The organism is Xanthomonas prunicola (assembly GCF_002846205.1).
Taxonomy (GTDB): domain Bacteria; phylum Pseudomonadota; class Gammaproteobacteria; order Xanthomonadales; family Xanthomonadaceae; genus Xanthomonas; species Xanthomonas prunicola.
This window is the reverse complement of the sequence record NZ_PHKV01000003.1, coordinates 545,473-559,336: the sequence shown is the minus strand read 5'-3', so window position 1 is coordinate 559,336 and position 13,864 is coordinate 545,473. Positions and strand designations below refer to the sequence as shown.

Below are 13,864 nucleotides of genomic sequence, written 5' to 3'. Positions count from 1 at the left end.
TCGACATGGCATCCGCGGACACGGTGGTTCGGCCCGTGTCGTTCATGCCCATCCCGCGATTGTTCGCCACACGTCTGGTTAGCCACGCCAAGCCATCTGAAGCACGTGTCCCGCCAGTGCGTGGCCTGCGGTCGATCACCATCGCTGACACCGGCTGCATGTCGCGCGCGCTAGGCTGGCGCCTTGTCGATCTCTGGTTTCGGTAGTTATGTCAAAGGCAACGTCCTCTCCCACTGGTCTGGTGCGCGTGCGTGGCGCACGCGAACACAACCTCAAGAATGTGGACGTGGATATCCCACGCGACGCGCTGGTGGTGTTCACCGGCGTTTCCGGCTCGGGCAAATCGTCGTTGGCATTTGGCACCATCTTTGCCGAGGCGCAGCGGCGGTATCTGGATTCGATCTCGCCGTACGCGCGGCGCCTGATCGACCAGGTCGGCGTGCCGGAAGTGGATGCCATCGATGGGTTGCCGCCGGCGGTGGCCTTGCAGCAGGCGCGCGGCGCGCCAAGTGCGCGCTCGTCGGTGGGCAGCGTCACCACCATCTCCAACTCACTGCGCATGCTGTATTCGCGTGCGGGCCATTATCCGCCGGGGCAGGACATCATCTATGCCGATGGCTTTTCGCCGAACACGCCCGCAGGTGCATGCCCCACCTGCCACGGTTTGGGGCGGATTTACGACGCCACCGAAGCGACCATGGTGCTCGACAGCCGCCTGAGCATCCGCGACCGCGCAGTCGCCGCCTGGCCGGGCGCCTGGCACGGGCAGAACCAGCGCGACATCCTCACCACGCTTGGCCACGATGTGGATGTGCCGTGGCACACGTTGCCGAAGAAAACCCGCGACTGGATCTTGTTCACCGACGAACAACCGGTGGTGCCGGTGTACGCCGGTTACAGCCTGGCCGAGGTCAAGCGCGCCCTCAGGCGCAAGGAAGAGCCCAGTTACATGGGCACCTTCACCAGTGCGCGGCGTTATGTGCTGCACACCTTCGCCACCACGCAGAGCGCGCAGATGAAAAAGCGCGTGGCGCACTACCTGCTCAGCACGCAATGCCCGCAATGTGATGGCAAGCGCTTGCGCCGCGAGGCGTTGTCGGTCACGTTTGCCGGGCTGGATATCGGTGAGCTGTCGCGACGGCCACTGGACGAGGTGGCCGAGTTGCTGCGCCCCGCGGCCGAAGCCGAGCCATCCAAAGGTACGCGCAAGAGTAAGAGCCGGCATCCGGAACAAGTGATCGCCGCCCAACGCATCGCTGCGGATCTGCGCGCGCGTATCGAGGTGGTGCAGGCGCTGGGTCTGGGCTACCTCAGCCTGGAACGCAGCACGCCCACCTTGTCGCCGGGCGAGTTGCAGCGGCTGCGGCTTGCTACCCAGATTCGCTCGCAATTGTTCGGCGTGGTGTATGTGATGGACGAACCGTCGGCCGGTTTGCATCCAGCCGATGCACAGGCGTTGCTGGGCGCGTTGGATCAACTCAAGGCGGCTGGTAATTCGGTCTTCGTGGTCGAACACGAAGTGGACGTCATCCGCCACGCAGACTGGATTGTGGATGTTGGTCCTGCTGCCGGCGTGCATGGCGGGCAGGTGCTTTATAGCGGCCCGCCCGCAGGACTGGAGCAGGTGCAGGCCTCTTCGACACGGCGCTATCTGTTCGGCACGCCGCCGCAGGTGCGCAGCCATGCGCGCGCAGCGAGCGGTTGGCTGCAACTGCGCGGCATCACGCGCAACAACGTGCGTGCGCTGGATGTGGATCTGCCGCTGGGCGTGTTTACCACGGTCACCGGTGTGTCTGGCTCAGGCAAATCGTCCTTGGTGAGCCAGGCGCTTGTTGAATTGCTAGCTGCCCATCTGGGGCAGGCACAGGCAGAAGAAGACGAAGCACTCAATCCGCTGGAGCGCGGCACGCAGCTGCCGTTAGCGGGCGCAATTGTCGCCGGGCTGGAGCAGGTACGCCGGCTGGTGCGTGTGGATCAAAAACCCATTGGCCGCACGCCGCGCTCCAATCTGGCCACTTACACCGGGCTGTTCGATCCCGTGCGCAAGCTGTTTGCGGCCACGCCTGCCGCACGTCGGCGTCGCTACGACCCGGGTCAATTCTCCTTCAACGTGGCCAAGGGCCGCTGCGCTACCTGCGAGGGCGAAGGCTCGGTGTATGTGGAACTGCTGTTCATGCCCAGCGTCTATGCACCGTGTCCCACCTGCCACGGCGCGCGCTATAACGCCAAGACGCTGGAGATTGAATTGCGCGGTAAAAACATCGCGCAGGTGCTGGAGATGACGGTGGAGCAGGCGGCCGTGTTCTTCGTCGAAGACGCCAGCGTGCTGCGTCCGCTGCAGGTGTTACGCGAAGTGGGGTTGGGGTATCTGCGCCTTGGCCAGCCGGCCACCGAACTGTCCGGTGGCGAAGCGCAACGCATCAAGCTCGCTACCGAGCTGCAACGCGCACAGCGACGCGACACTGTCTACGTGCTGGACGAACCAACCACCGGTCTGCATCCGGCCGATGTGGATACCTTGATGGCCCAGCTGCAAGGGCTGGTCGACGCAGGTAACACGGTGATCGTGGTCGAACACGATATGCGCGTGGCAGCCAGCAGCGATTGGGTGCTAGACATGGGGCCGGGCGCTGGCGGCGAGGGCGGCAATGTCGTGGTGGCTGGAACCCCGGATGTCGTGGCGCGTCATCGCGGTAGCCGCACTGCACCGTTCCTGCTACAGGTGTCGCGCGGGGAATAAGCGGCCGAAACAGTTGGTCGAGGATGCGCTGCGTCGCCACTTTTCGCGCAGTCGTTTCCTGGCCAATCGAGTGCGTGTGCCGAGTGTGGCGATCGCTGTTCGCACTGAACGCCGCGCTTAGGCCATCGATTCAACGCTCGCCAAGACGCCCGCTGCTTCGGTCGAAGGTGCCACCCACAGATCGAACACTCCCGGCGCCACGGTCGGCTCCAATGCCTGGCCGATACACAGCAAGTCTGTGCCACGCAGGACGATGCCAAGGTGCCGCTATCTGAATATCTACAGCACAGACGCCTGCATATCGACCACGAACCGGTAGTGCACATCGTTGTCTTGCACGCGTGCGAAGGCCTGGTTGATGTCCTGCATGCGGATCAGTTCGATATCGGCCACGATGTTGTGCTGTTGGCAGAACGCCAGCATGGCCTGGGTATCGGCGGTGCCACCGGTGCCGGAGCTGGTTAACTTGCGGCGTCCCATCGCGAGCAGTACCGGGCGGAAGTCCAAGTGGTCGGGCAGGCCCAGCGAGCACAGCGTGCCGTCCAGGTTCAATGCCAGCAGCATCGCGTTCAACGGATAGCGACGCGAGACGGTGTCGAGGATGAAATCGAAGCGGAAGGCCTGCGCCTGCATCTGCTGCGGGTCGGTGGAGAGCACCACTTCGTGCGCGCCTAGGCGCTGCGCTTCGGCGGCTTTTTTGGGCGAGGTGGTGAAGGCGACCACGTGTGCGCCCATCGCACGCGCGAACTTGACGCCCAGATGGCCAAGCCCGCCGATGCCGACCACGCCCACCGTGTGTCCGGGGCCGATGCCGTACCGATGCAGTGGCGCGAAGGTGGTGATGCCCGCGCACAACAATGGCGCGGCGGCAGCGGGGTCCAGGCCCTCGGGCAAGGCGTAGACAAAGCGCGCGTCGGACACATAAAACTCCGAGTAGCCGCCGCGTGTGCGGCTGCCATCGACTCGGTCCACGCCATCGAAGGTGAGCGTGGGGAACTCGCGGCAGTACGTTTCGTCGTGCGCCTGGCAGGGCGGACAGTGACGACAGGAATCGACGATGGTGCCGATCACGACGGTTTGCCCCAGCGCGAAGCCGCTGACCCGTGCACCGAGCTCGATGACTTCGCCGACGATCTCGTGGCCGGGCACCAACGGGTATTCGCTGGCCCAGTGGTTCACCGAGTGCAGGTCCGAGTGGCAGACGCCGCAGAACAGCACCTTGATCGCCACATCGTTGGGGCGTACGGCACGCCGCTCGAATTGCCAGGGCACCATGGGGCCCTCTTTTTCGAGCGCGGCGTAGGCACGGGTGGGGCGAGCGAGGCCAGCAGAGGGCGTGTGCGCTGAGGTCATGGCGATGGTTGTGCTTTACAATTTGCGGAACCTGTAAGATTTACTTATTTACAAATAATGTCAAGTGTAAAGTCATCGAATTCCTCGTCCGTCCCTCATCCTGCGACTGCCCTCAGCAAGGAAGAGCGTGTCATGGACACGGCGTTGCAGCTCTTCCTGCGTCATGGCTACCGCAAGGTGAGCATGAGCGATATTGCGCAGTCCACGCAGATGTCGCGGCCCTCGCTGTATGCCGCGTTTGCCAACAAGGAGGCGATCTTCGCCGCGCAGGTCGCACGCCAGCAGGCGTTTTGCACGGCCGAAACCGCGCAACGCGTGCGCGACACACAGGATCTGCAGACCCAATTGCAGCATCTGTTCGATATCTGGGTGCTGGAACCGGTGGCGGCGGTGATCGATTCGGAAAACGGCATGGATCTGGTGGCCAATTGCGGCGTGTATGCACCCGATGCACTGGATGCGCTTTACCAGCAGCTGGAAGACACGCTGGTGCAGCTGTTGCGCCCGCATGTGCGCAATGACAGCGCAATGTCGGCCGCCGATCTGGCCTACATCCTGCGGCTTGCGACCACCAGCCTGAAAGCGTCGGCCGAGAACGAGGCGGTCTTGCGTCGTTTGATTGCCGGGCTGATCACCATGGCCATGGCCACGGTGCGTGCGGGTCGTACCGAGACACCAGGCAAGACGAACACTGCGCGGCGCTGATTGGGTGGGTGGCATCCGCTGCATTGGTCAGTCAATGCAGTGCCGCACAGAGTGCGCAGGCAGTAGCGGTGTCATGAAACAACGGGCCCAATGCACAGAATGCATTGAACCCGCATGTCGTAAACACTTGGACCAGCAAAAAACGACTGGGTCGGCTAGCTGTCTTTCCTGATGCATGCACCATGCATCCCTGCAGGCGCAGGGGGCAACGCGTCAGTCCGCCATCACCTTGTCCGGCGTCATCGGCGTGCTGCGGATGCGCTTGCCGGTGGCATGGAAGATGGCATTGCAGATGGCCGCTGAAACGCCGACCAGGCCGATTTCGCCCACACCCTTTGCGCCGAGGCTGCTGACGATGCGGTCGTCTTCGTCGGCAAAGATCACGTCGATGTCGTGGATGTCGGCGTTGGCCGAGACGTGATACATCGCCAGATCGTGATTCATGAAGCGGCCAAAGCGATGGTCGGATTGGGTGTGTTCGTGCAACGCCTGGCCGATACCCCAGACCACGCCACCAACGATCTGGCTGCGCGCGGTGATCGTGTTGAGGATGCGCCCCGCCGCAATCGCACTGACGACGCGGGTGACCCGCACCGTGCCCAGTTCCTCGTCCACGCGGACCTCCACAAACACGGCGCCATGCGTGGCACGGGTGTACCTGCGTTGCTTGAGCACGTTTGGCAGCAGGAGGAACTTGTCTTCGATTTGCTCCAGTCCTGCAGTGCGCAGCAGGTCGGTCAAGGCGACGGCGCTGCTGGCATCGGCACGCAATGCAAGCCTGCCCTCGGCAAACACCACATCGTCGATGTTGGCCTTGGCGAAGCGCGAATCGGGCAGGGCCTTGGCCAGCCGCAGCAAGCGTCCACGCAACTTGCCGCAGACCCCATCCACCGCCGAGCCCACCGTGGTGACATGCGAAGAGCCACCTTCGATCGGTGCAACCGGCAAGGTCGAATCGCCGAGTTGAAACGTCACCTGCTCCAGCGGCAGGCCCAAGGCTTCGGCAGCGATCATTGCCATCACCGTATAGGTGCCGGTGCCGATGTCACTCGCCGCGCTGCTGACCACCAAACGGCCGTCGGCGTGCAGTACCGCATGTGCGCGCGCGAACATCTGCATCGCATCCCATTGCCCAGTGGCCATGCCCCATCCCACCCACTCGCTGCCTTCCTTGCGTGCGCGCGGTTGCAGAGGGCGTTGCGCCCAACCGAAGCGCTCGGCCCCTTGCTCGTAACACTGGCGCAGCGCCTTGGTGGAGTACGGCTTGTCGTCAGCCGGGTTGACCTCGGCATAGTTCTTCAGACGCAGCGCCAGCGGATCGATGCCGACCTCATAAGACAGCTCGTCCATCGCCACTTCCAGCGCATGGACACCATGTGCGGCCCCAGGCGCACGCATATCCATCGGGCTGTATTGGTCCAGACTGACCAACTTGTAGCCCAGGTGCACGTTGTCGCAGGCGTACAACTGGCCGCTCCAGTTGACCACCACTTCCACGTAGTCTTCGCCACGCGAGGTTTCGGCGATGGCTTCATGCCAGATGGAGCGCAACGTGCCGTCGCGGTCCGCACCGAGCTTGAGCCGCTGCAGCGTTTCTGGGCGATGACCGAAGGTGAACATCTGTTGCCGCGTCAGCACCACCCGCACCGACCGATCCAGCAGGATCGATGCCATGACCGCCAGCGGCAACTGATACTGCGGGCGCAGCCCGGAGCCGAACGCGCCGCCCACGTACGGGTTACGTACGGTGACCTTGCGCTTGCTCAGCCCGAACACATGCGACACATACCAACGGCTGTTCTGCGAGCCCTGGGTCTTGTCGTAAATGGTGAAGTGACCATCGGCACCGCGAATGACGGTGGAAGCGAACAACTCCATCGGGTTGTGGTGCTCCACGCCGCTGTAATAGTCGGCCTGGACCTGGCATGCGGCAGTGTCGAAGGCTGCGTCCGGCTCGCCCTTGTCCTTGGGCGGCGGCGAAAAGCCGGCCTTCAAGGGCTTGGGTTTGTGCGCACGGTCCAGATTGGTCATCAAGTTGGTGGCGTGTGGATCCTGCAACAACTCCACCTCCACCAGATGCGCGGCATGGCGGGCGGCTTCAAAGGTCTCGGCAACCACCAGCGCGATGGGCTGGCCGCTGTACAGGATCTTGTTGTCGTACAACGGACGGAATGGCGAACCGGCCGGAGCGGTCATGTCCTTGTAGAACAGATCCATGCCGCGCATGTGCGGGCGGTTTTCGTGGGTGACGATCTCAAGCACGCCGGGCACTGCGCGTGCGGCCTCCAGATGAAATGCGACGATCTCACCCTTGGCAATGCTGCTGTTGACCACCACGCCATAAGCCAGATCCGAGACCGGCCATTCGGCTGCGTAGCGCGCTTGGCCGGTGACCTTTGCGCGTCCATCGATGCGGGTGACGCCGGTGCCGGTGGGGCGATAACCGGTGCCGCTGTCTGCAACCGGTGGGCTCAGCTCGCTGCCGGACAGGTCGGTGCTGCGTGCATTCATGGCGATTCCTCCAGCGCATTGGTGCGCCCGCGGTTGTCGATGGTGCCTTCGCGCGCAACGCTCAATGCACGCACGATGGCGCGGCGTGCCAGCGGCAGTTTGAAAGCGTTCTCGCCGTGCGGTTGTGCGCCTTGTAGCAGCGCATCGGCCAGACTTCCGAAGGTGTCGGCATTGGCTGGCTGGCCAACCAAGCGTGCTTCTGCATCTGCATTGCGCCACGGCTTTTGCGCTACGCCGCCCAGTGCAACGCGCACCTCGCGGATGCTGCCGTCGTCGGCCAGATCCAGGGCGGCCGCTACCGATACCAGCGCGAACGCATACGAGAGGCGCTCACGGATCTTGAGATACGCACTATGCGCGACGAAGCGCTGTGCGTCCGGGAGATCGATATGCACGATCAACTCGTCAGGCGCCAAGGTGCTGTCCAGTTCCGGGTGCTCGCCGGGCAGGCGGTGGAACTGCGCGAAGGGAATATCGCGCTCGCCATTGGCACCTTGCACATGCACCACGGCATCCAGCGCCGCCAATGCCACGCACATATCCGACGGATGGGTGGCGATGCAGTGTGCGCTGGTGCCGAGGATGGCGTTGTATTTGGTCAGCCCGCCGATGGCCGAACAGCCGGTGCCCGGGTCGCGCTTATTGCACGGCGTGGCATGGTCGTAGAAATACATGCAGCGGGTGCGCTGCAGCAGATTGCCGCCATTGCTGGCCATGTTGCGAATCTGTGGCGAGGCACCGGCCAGAATTGCTGCGCTCAGTAAAGGGTAACGCGCTTCCACGTCCGGGTGATAGGCAGTGTCGGCATTGCGCGCCAGCGCGCCCAATCGCAGGCCGCCATCGGGTAGGGTGCTGATGCTGTCCAGTGGCAGCCGGTTGATGTCGACCAGGCGGCTGGGCCGCATCACCTGCAGTTTCATCAGGTCGGTGAGATTGGTGCCGCCGGCGATCAGCCGCACCGGCGCTTCGGATGGCACCGGCTGTGCGTCGCCGCTGCGCACCGCAATGGCGCCAAGTGCGGCATCGACGGTGGCCGGGCGTGTATAGGTGAGCGGAATCATGCCGGCACCGTCCCTGGCGTCCATGGGGTGGCGGCGCTTTCGCTGCCGTCGCTGGACTTGCCCATGACGTCCATCACGGCATCGGTGATCTGCGGGTAGGCACCGCAACGGCAGATGTTGCCGCTCATCAACTCACGCACCTGGTCGCGGTCGTGCGCCTTGCCTTCGTTGATCAAGCCCACTGCCGAGCACAGCTGCCCTGGGGTGCAATAACCGCACTGGAATGCGTCGTTGGCAATGAAGGCGCGTTGCAGCGGATGCAGTTCATCGCCATTTGCCAGGCCTTCGACGGTGGTGATGTCGGCACCGTCCTGCATGACGGCCAGGGTCAGACAGCTGTTGATGCGGCGGCCATCGATCAGCACTGTGCAGGCGCCACACTGGCCGTGGTCACAGCCTTTCTTGGTGCCGGTGAGGTCGAGGTGGTCGCGCAGCATATCGAGCAGGCTCACCCAGGCTGCAAGTTGCAGTTGATAAGGCTGGCCGTTGATGCGCAGGTTGACCGGGTAGGTCGGCACACTGGTGGCGGCAGTTGCCGGCGTCGTGTCATGGGCAGTGGCGGGTGTGGCAGTCATGCGAACCCCGTGGCGATGGCTGAGGAGGGCCATCACCTTGACGGCGTTGTGGTCAACGCAAAGTGACCACGTGTGCGATTCACATCGATGCAACGCTTCGCTACCGCATTCAGCAACGGCGGTGCGATCACTGCATGCTCGCGCTTGCATGCGTTGCGCGTGTGCACGCAGTGCGTGTGGCGTGCATGCAGCCACTGCTGCGCTGAATTTTTCAGCTTTACGCGTGCGCTGATGCATCTGCGTCCCAGCTGTTGCGACGTACCGCCGTTATCCTTGCCGAATGAATACGAGGTGGCAGCAATGAGCCGGCGCGGCGGCAGTGCAGATCTTCCATTGCATGGCGGACGCGTTCCGCATTGGTTGGCGGAGCGGATGACGCGGCTTGGTGCGGTGATGTGCGAGGCGATCGTGCACAGCTATGGGCGCGATGAATTGTTGCGGCGGCTTGCGCACCCGTTCTGGTTCCAGTCGTTGGGCGCGGTGATGGGCATGGACTGGCATTCGTCGGGCATTACCACGAGTGTGATCGGCGCACTCAAGCGTGGGTTGACGCCGTTGTCCAGCGAACTGGGTCTGCATGTGTGTGGCGGCCGCGGCCGGCATTCGCGCGCTACGCCTGCGGAATTGCTGGCAGTGGGCGATGCCGTAGGGCTGGATGGCGCCGCATTGGCACAGGCCAGCCGACTGGTCGCCAAGGTGGACAGCGCCGCAGTGCAGGACGGCTTCGATCTGTATCTGCACAGCTTTATCGTCAGCGACGACGGCCGCTGGGTGGTGGTGCAGCAGGGCATGCACGGGCAGCGCAAGCAGGCGCGCCGATATCACTGGCTCTCTGAAGGACTGAGCAGTTTGGTGGATGCGCCGCATGCCGCCATCGATGGTGCGCATCAAGGCAACATCGTCAATCTTGCCGACCGTCGCGCGGCCGCCTCGCGCGATGCGCAGGTGGAGCTGTTGCGTAACACAGCGCCGGATCAGCTGGCACGCCAGTGGCAACGGATTGCGGGTGTGGAGGGACCTGCTGCAGCGACTGCTGCGCAAGCTCCGCTCACCGGCGATCTGTTCGCCGGGCACACCTGGGACCCGGCGCAGCAACCGCATCTGTCCATGCCTGATCATCATGACGTGCGCAGCGAAAACGTGATCACCCGCCGGCTGCACGCCAGCCTGGCCGCAGCCGCAGAAGCGGGTCCCCGCGATTTCACCGCATTGCTGCAAGTCCCCGGCGTGGGCGCGCGCACCTTGCGCTCGCTGGCGATGGTGGCCGAAGTGGTGCACGGCACGCCATGCCGTTTCAGCGACCCGGCACGCTTTTCGCTTGCACATGGCGGCAAGGACCGGCAACCGTTCCCGGTGCCGACACGCGTGCTCGATCACACGATCGGGGTACTCAAGCAGGCGATGCAGCAGGCCAAACTCGGTAACGACGAACGCTTGCAGGCGATCGCACGGCTGGACGCACAGGCGCGTCGTCTCGAAGCCACTGCACACGGGCCGACAGTGGAAGACTACATCGCACAGGAACGCCGCGATTCGCAGCGCTATGGCGGGCGCAGCGTGTTCGGTTGGGAGCCGGCGCCGGAGGACGCGCATGCTGTGCAGGCGATGCGCGCGCATGCAGGTTGCCGATGAGCCTGCGCGAACGCAGCAGTACGCCGATTGCTATCGATGGGCGCTGTTTCACCTATGTATTCCCTTGCCAGTGGGAAGACCATTGCAAGATCGGTTTCTCGCGTGATCCGTTGGGGCGCATCGGTAGCTTGCACCCGCGCTGGTTCGAGTTTTTCGATCTGGAACGCGGGGTGCTGGTAGAAGCCGAGCGCGAGCGCGAGGCCCGCGATTTAGAGTTGCAACTGCGTCGCCCCTTGCTCGCGCATAACGCACCGGCACCGATGGCCATCCGCGCAGCAGCCGGCGGCCATACCGAATGGTTTCGGGGCGTAGGCGAGGCATTGGAAGATGCGGTAGCCGCATTGCAACAGCACGGGTATCGCGTCTTCGTGTTGCGCGATTGGCTGCAGGCGTCAATGGCACAGCGCATCGATCGACTCTACGACTGGGCCGCAGTGCAGTTGAGCGCGGACGAGCTGGATGGCCTGACAGGCCCCACGCCGGCGCAACGCGCGCTGGGCGATGTGCTCGATGGCTATCGCGCATTGGATTTACCTGTGCAGGCGCATCTGCCCGAACACATGTGGGCATGGTATTGCCGCAACAGCTACGCATTATTGCGAGCACGTTGACATGCGTCGGCTCAGCGTCGCCTCACCCCGCAGGAGTGCCAGATGCAGAGTGCGCAACTGCCCTTGACCGAGGCGTTCAAGGCGCTGTTTTCGGTGCGCCAAGTGCAAGCCGCCGAAATCGCGATTGCGCCGGGGAAAGGCGAAGGCGGGCCCGGCAATCGCCACCGTGGTGCCGATCAGTGGTTGTACCTGGTGGAGGGCACCGGCGGGGCCGCCGCCGAGGGCAGATGCATGCGCTACAAGCCGGCAGCCTGATTGCCATCGAGCGCGGTGAAACACATGAGATCCGTAACACCGGCCACACACCGTTGAAGACGGTTAGGTTCTATCATCCACCCGTCGACGCTGTGCAAGGCGAACCACGACCGGCCGGTGAGGCATAGCGTGATCGCTGACGGATGTGGTTGATGCGATCAGTCTCTGTGCAGGTGCATGGATGGCAAGACGCCAGCCATGCTGCAACGGCAGGTGAGCATCGTGCCCGCTGCGCATTGACGCCGCGCTTGTGACATCGAGCAACCAACCATCGCCTGGGAAGTGCCATGCCACAGACCAAGACGCGCCGCGCTGCCGCCAAGGACAAGCGCGAAGGCAAATCGGCCAGTACTCAGGCTGGCGAATACGTCAAAGAAGAAATCGACCAGGTGCGCGGAGGCGCGCACGGTGTGAAAAGCACCAAGCAGGCCCTTGCGATCGGATTGTCCAAGGCGCGCCGCGATGGCGTGGATGCATCACCGTCCGGCTCCGCGTCCAAGGCCACCAAGAAAAAAGCCGCACAGGACAAGGCAGCTGCAACTTCCAAAAAACCGGTGTCGCCTACACGCTCGGCCGGCGCCAAGAAAGCCTTGAAGACAGCGAGCAAGGGCACCACCGCCAAGAAGACGGTAGGTAAGCAAGCCTTGTCTGCACAGGCCGCAGGCGCTGCCAAAAAGCGCATGGCCAGCGACCGTTCGGCAGCAGCGAAGAAGGTGGCAGAGACCAAGGGCCCGGCAGTGCGCAAGGCGGCCGCGAAGAAAGCGGCTGCGACGCGGAAGCGTGCCGGAACCAAGGACGCCTAGCACTGCTACCTGATGTGGCGAGTAGTTTTCAGGTGCGCTCGGACGGCGCGGAGTAGTTGGAGGATACGAGTGGTCCATGCCACCTCGGATACCGGCTTTGCCCGCCTAGTTGCTGCGTAGTTGTTTTATAGCCACTTTTAGAACAAGCAAAAAGGCTGCCGCGCAGCAGGCACGAGGAGCGCTGCTGATGCGGCGGCACGTCCCACCTCAACCGTAGTCCGGTACTGATTCATGTACGCGTTGCTGGTGCCGGGATTGCAAGCGTGGGCGTAGCCAAGCTGCACAAGCGTCTTCATCGAGCGAGCCATCCGCCAGGCCGATATAAAAACCGTAAAGTTCCAGGTCGCCTGCCTGCAAAGTGGCTCGGTTGAGCACGATGAAGGTTTCGCACGCCACAGCTGCGGTGCGTTTGTTGCCATCGACAAATGGATGATTGCGGGCCAAGCCATACGCTAGGCTGGCTGCAAGCGCCGCCAGGTCCGGAGGTGGCTCCTCATACGCCGACAATTGTTTAGGTCTCGCAAGCGCTGAGTCGAGTAACGCATCGTCGCGCACACCGCTTCCACCACCATGCTCGGCCAGCTGGCGGTCGTGAATCGCCAAGACAAGTGGTCGCTCGATCCAGATGATCATGCGTATGGGTTACTGCGCCAGCTTGTTGAGCAAGGTGCGGCGGTCGCGCATCACCTGCTCTGCCACATCCATCTGCGCCGCCAACGTCGGGTCGAAGGCGGTCAGCTTGATGCCGTCGGGCGTTTCCAGCGCATAGAGTTCGTCGCCCTTTCCAAGCCGCAGGCGGGCTAACAGTTCCTTGGGCAGGATGACGCCGGCGGAGTTGCCAATCGCAGTGATCTTGAGTTTCATGACGGCACCTCGCGTTAATACGTAAGTTATAACTTTGTCCTCGGCCGGTCGCAAGCGGTGTGCTGAAGCGGCTCAGCTAGCCAATCTCGCCTGCTGCGACCGATGGGTGTACAAATGTACACCTGGTCCCGCCGGCTGCCGCGCTCCGATGTCACCACTTCCCCCTCAACGTGCCGCCGTGCTGGCGTTCCTGCAGGAGCAGGCCCAGGCAGGCGTATCGCCCAGTCTGGCCGAGATCGCGCAGGCCTTCGGGTTTGCCTCGCGCAATGCCGCGCAAAAGCATGTGCAGGCACTGGCCGAGGCCGGGTTGATCGAGCTGCTGCCCAATCAGAAACGCGGCATCCGCGTGCCCGGTGGCGCCGGGCGCGATGCCTTGCTGGCCTTGCCGGTGCTGGGGCGGGTGGCGGCGGGTGTGCCGATCGGGGCGGATATCGGCCTGGAGCGTCAACTCTGGCTGGACCGTGCGCTGTTTTCGCTGCGCCCGGATTACCTGTTGCAGGTGCAAGGCGATTCGATGATCGACGACGGCATCCTGGATGGCGACCTGGTGGGCGTGCATCGCAGCAATGAGGCGCGCGACGGGCAGATCGTGGTGGCGCGGGTGGATGGCGAAATCACCATCAAGCGCCTGGAGCGCGGCGCCGAACGTCTCCGCCTGCTGCCGCGCAATCGCGCGCATGCGCCGATCGTGGTGGCGGCCGATGCCGACTTTGCGATCGAAGGGCTGTACTGCGGCCTGATCCGGCAGGGTTGA

The 13,864-nt window shown here is 63.6% G+C and carries 12 protein-coding genes and 1 pseudogene; 7 read left to right on the top strand and 6 right to left on the bottom strand.

The window, feature by feature from the left end; genetic code table 11:
- Positions 1-208 precede the first annotated feature (208 nt).
- Positions 209-2,740: an excinuclease ABC subunit UvrA gene (locus tag XpruCFBP8353_RS12455; protein ID WP_101363513.1), complete on the top strand. Its 2,532-nt coding sequence runs from the start codon at positions 209-211 to the stop codon at positions 2,738-2,740.
- Between the two features lie 279 nt (positions 2,741-3,019).
- On the opposite strand, the gene XpruCFBP8353_RS12450 is transcribed toward XpruCFBP8353_RS12455, so the two are convergent.
- On the bottom strand, positions 3,020-4,093 hold the full coding sequence (locus XpruCFBP8353_RS12450; RefSeq protein WP_101363512.1) for an NAD(P)-dependent alcohol dehydrogenase: 1,074 nt from the start codon (positions 4,091-4,093) through the stop codon (positions 3,020-3,022).
- Between the two features lie 132 nt (positions 4,094-4,225).
- Here XpruCFBP8353_RS12450 and XpruCFBP8353_RS12445 point away from each other — a divergent pair, with 132 nt between their 5' ends.
- Entirely contained in the window at positions 4,226-4,798 is a 573-nt protein-coding gene (locus tag XpruCFBP8353_RS12445; RefSeq protein ID WP_243391102.1) for a TetR/AcrR family transcriptional regulator, read from the top strand.
- Positions 4,799-5,011: 213 nt separating this feature from the next.
- Here XpruCFBP8353_RS12445 and XpruCFBP8353_RS12440 read toward each other — a convergent pair whose 3' ends face one another.
- From XpruCFBP8353_RS12440 to XpruCFBP8353_RS12430, 3 genes are read right to left on the bottom strand one after another with little or no spacing between them, the layout of a single operon-like run.
- Entirely contained in the window at positions 5,012-7,309 is a 2,298-nt protein-coding gene (locus XpruCFBP8353_RS12440) for a xanthine dehydrogenase family protein molybdopterin-binding subunit (RefSeq protein WP_101363510.1), read from the bottom strand.
- On the bottom strand, positions 7,306-8,394 hold the full coding sequence (locus tag XpruCFBP8353_RS12435; RefSeq protein ID WP_162301034.1) for an FAD binding domain-containing protein: 1,089 nt from the start codon (positions 8,392-8,394) through the stop codon (positions 7,306-7,308). Before XpruCFBP8353_RS12435 ends, XpruCFBP8353_RS12440 begins: the two co-directional genes overlap by 4 nt.
- Complete coding sequence (locus XpruCFBP8353_RS12430; protein ID WP_101363509.1) at positions 8,367-8,945, bottom strand: (2Fe-2S)-binding protein; 579 nt, start codon at positions 8,943-8,945, stop codon at positions 8,367-8,369. Before XpruCFBP8353_RS12430 ends, XpruCFBP8353_RS12435 begins: the two co-directional genes overlap by 28 nt.
- A gap of 300 nt (positions 8,946-9,245) precedes the next feature.
- On the opposite strand from XpruCFBP8353_RS12430, the gene XpruCFBP8353_RS12425 reads away from it, so the two are divergent.
- From XpruCFBP8353_RS12425 to XpruCFBP8353_RS12410, 4 genes and pseudogenes are all read left to right on the top strand, one after another.
- Complete coding sequence (locus XpruCFBP8353_RS12425; RefSeq protein ID WP_101363680.1) at positions 9,246-10,577, top strand: DUF763 domain-containing protein; 1,332 nt, start codon at positions 9,246-9,248, stop codon at positions 10,575-10,577.
- Positions 10,574-11,188: a GIY-YIG nuclease family protein gene (locus XpruCFBP8353_RS12420; protein WP_101363508.1), complete on the top strand. Its 615-nt coding sequence runs from the start codon at positions 10,574-10,576 to the stop codon at positions 11,186-11,188. The genes XpruCFBP8353_RS12425 and XpruCFBP8353_RS12420 overlap by 4 nt, the downstream gene beginning before the upstream one ends.
- A gap of 42 nt (positions 11,189-11,230) precedes the next feature.
- Positions 11,231-11,571, top strand: a pseudogene (locus XpruCFBP8353_RS12415) (cupin domain-containing protein).
- Between the two features lie 159 nt (positions 11,572-11,730).
- On the top strand, positions 11,731-12,246 hold the full coding sequence (locus XpruCFBP8353_RS12410) for a DUF6496 domain-containing protein (RefSeq protein ID WP_101363507.1): 516 nt from the start codon (positions 11,731-11,733) through the stop codon (positions 12,244-12,246).
- 207 nt (positions 12,247-12,453) lie between these two features.
- Here the strand turns inward: XpruCFBP8353_RS12410 and XpruCFBP8353_RS12405 are convergent, their stop codons facing one another.
- Together XpruCFBP8353_RS12405 and XpruCFBP8353_RS12400 are read right to left on the bottom strand one after the other, a co-directional pair.
- Complete coding sequence (locus tag XpruCFBP8353_RS12405) at positions 12,454-12,879, bottom strand: type II toxin-antitoxin system death-on-curing family toxin (protein ID WP_101363506.1); 426 nt, start codon at positions 12,877-12,879, stop codon at positions 12,454-12,456.
- Positions 12,880-12,888: 9 nt separating this feature from the next.
- Positions 12,889-13,110, bottom strand: a complete 222-nt coding sequence (locus tag XpruCFBP8353_RS12400) for an AbrB/MazE/SpoVT family DNA-binding domain-containing protein (RefSeq protein WP_010363114.1) — start codon at positions 13,108-13,110, stop codon at positions 12,889-12,891.
- 148 nt (positions 13,111-13,258) lie between these two features.
- Between XpruCFBP8353_RS12400 and lexA the strand changes: the two genes are divergently transcribed.
- Positions 13,259-13,864: a transcriptional repressor LexA gene (lexA, locus tag XpruCFBP8353_RS12395; RefSeq protein ID WP_101363505.1), complete on the top strand. Its 606-nt coding sequence runs from the start codon at positions 13,259-13,261 to the stop codon at positions 13,862-13,864.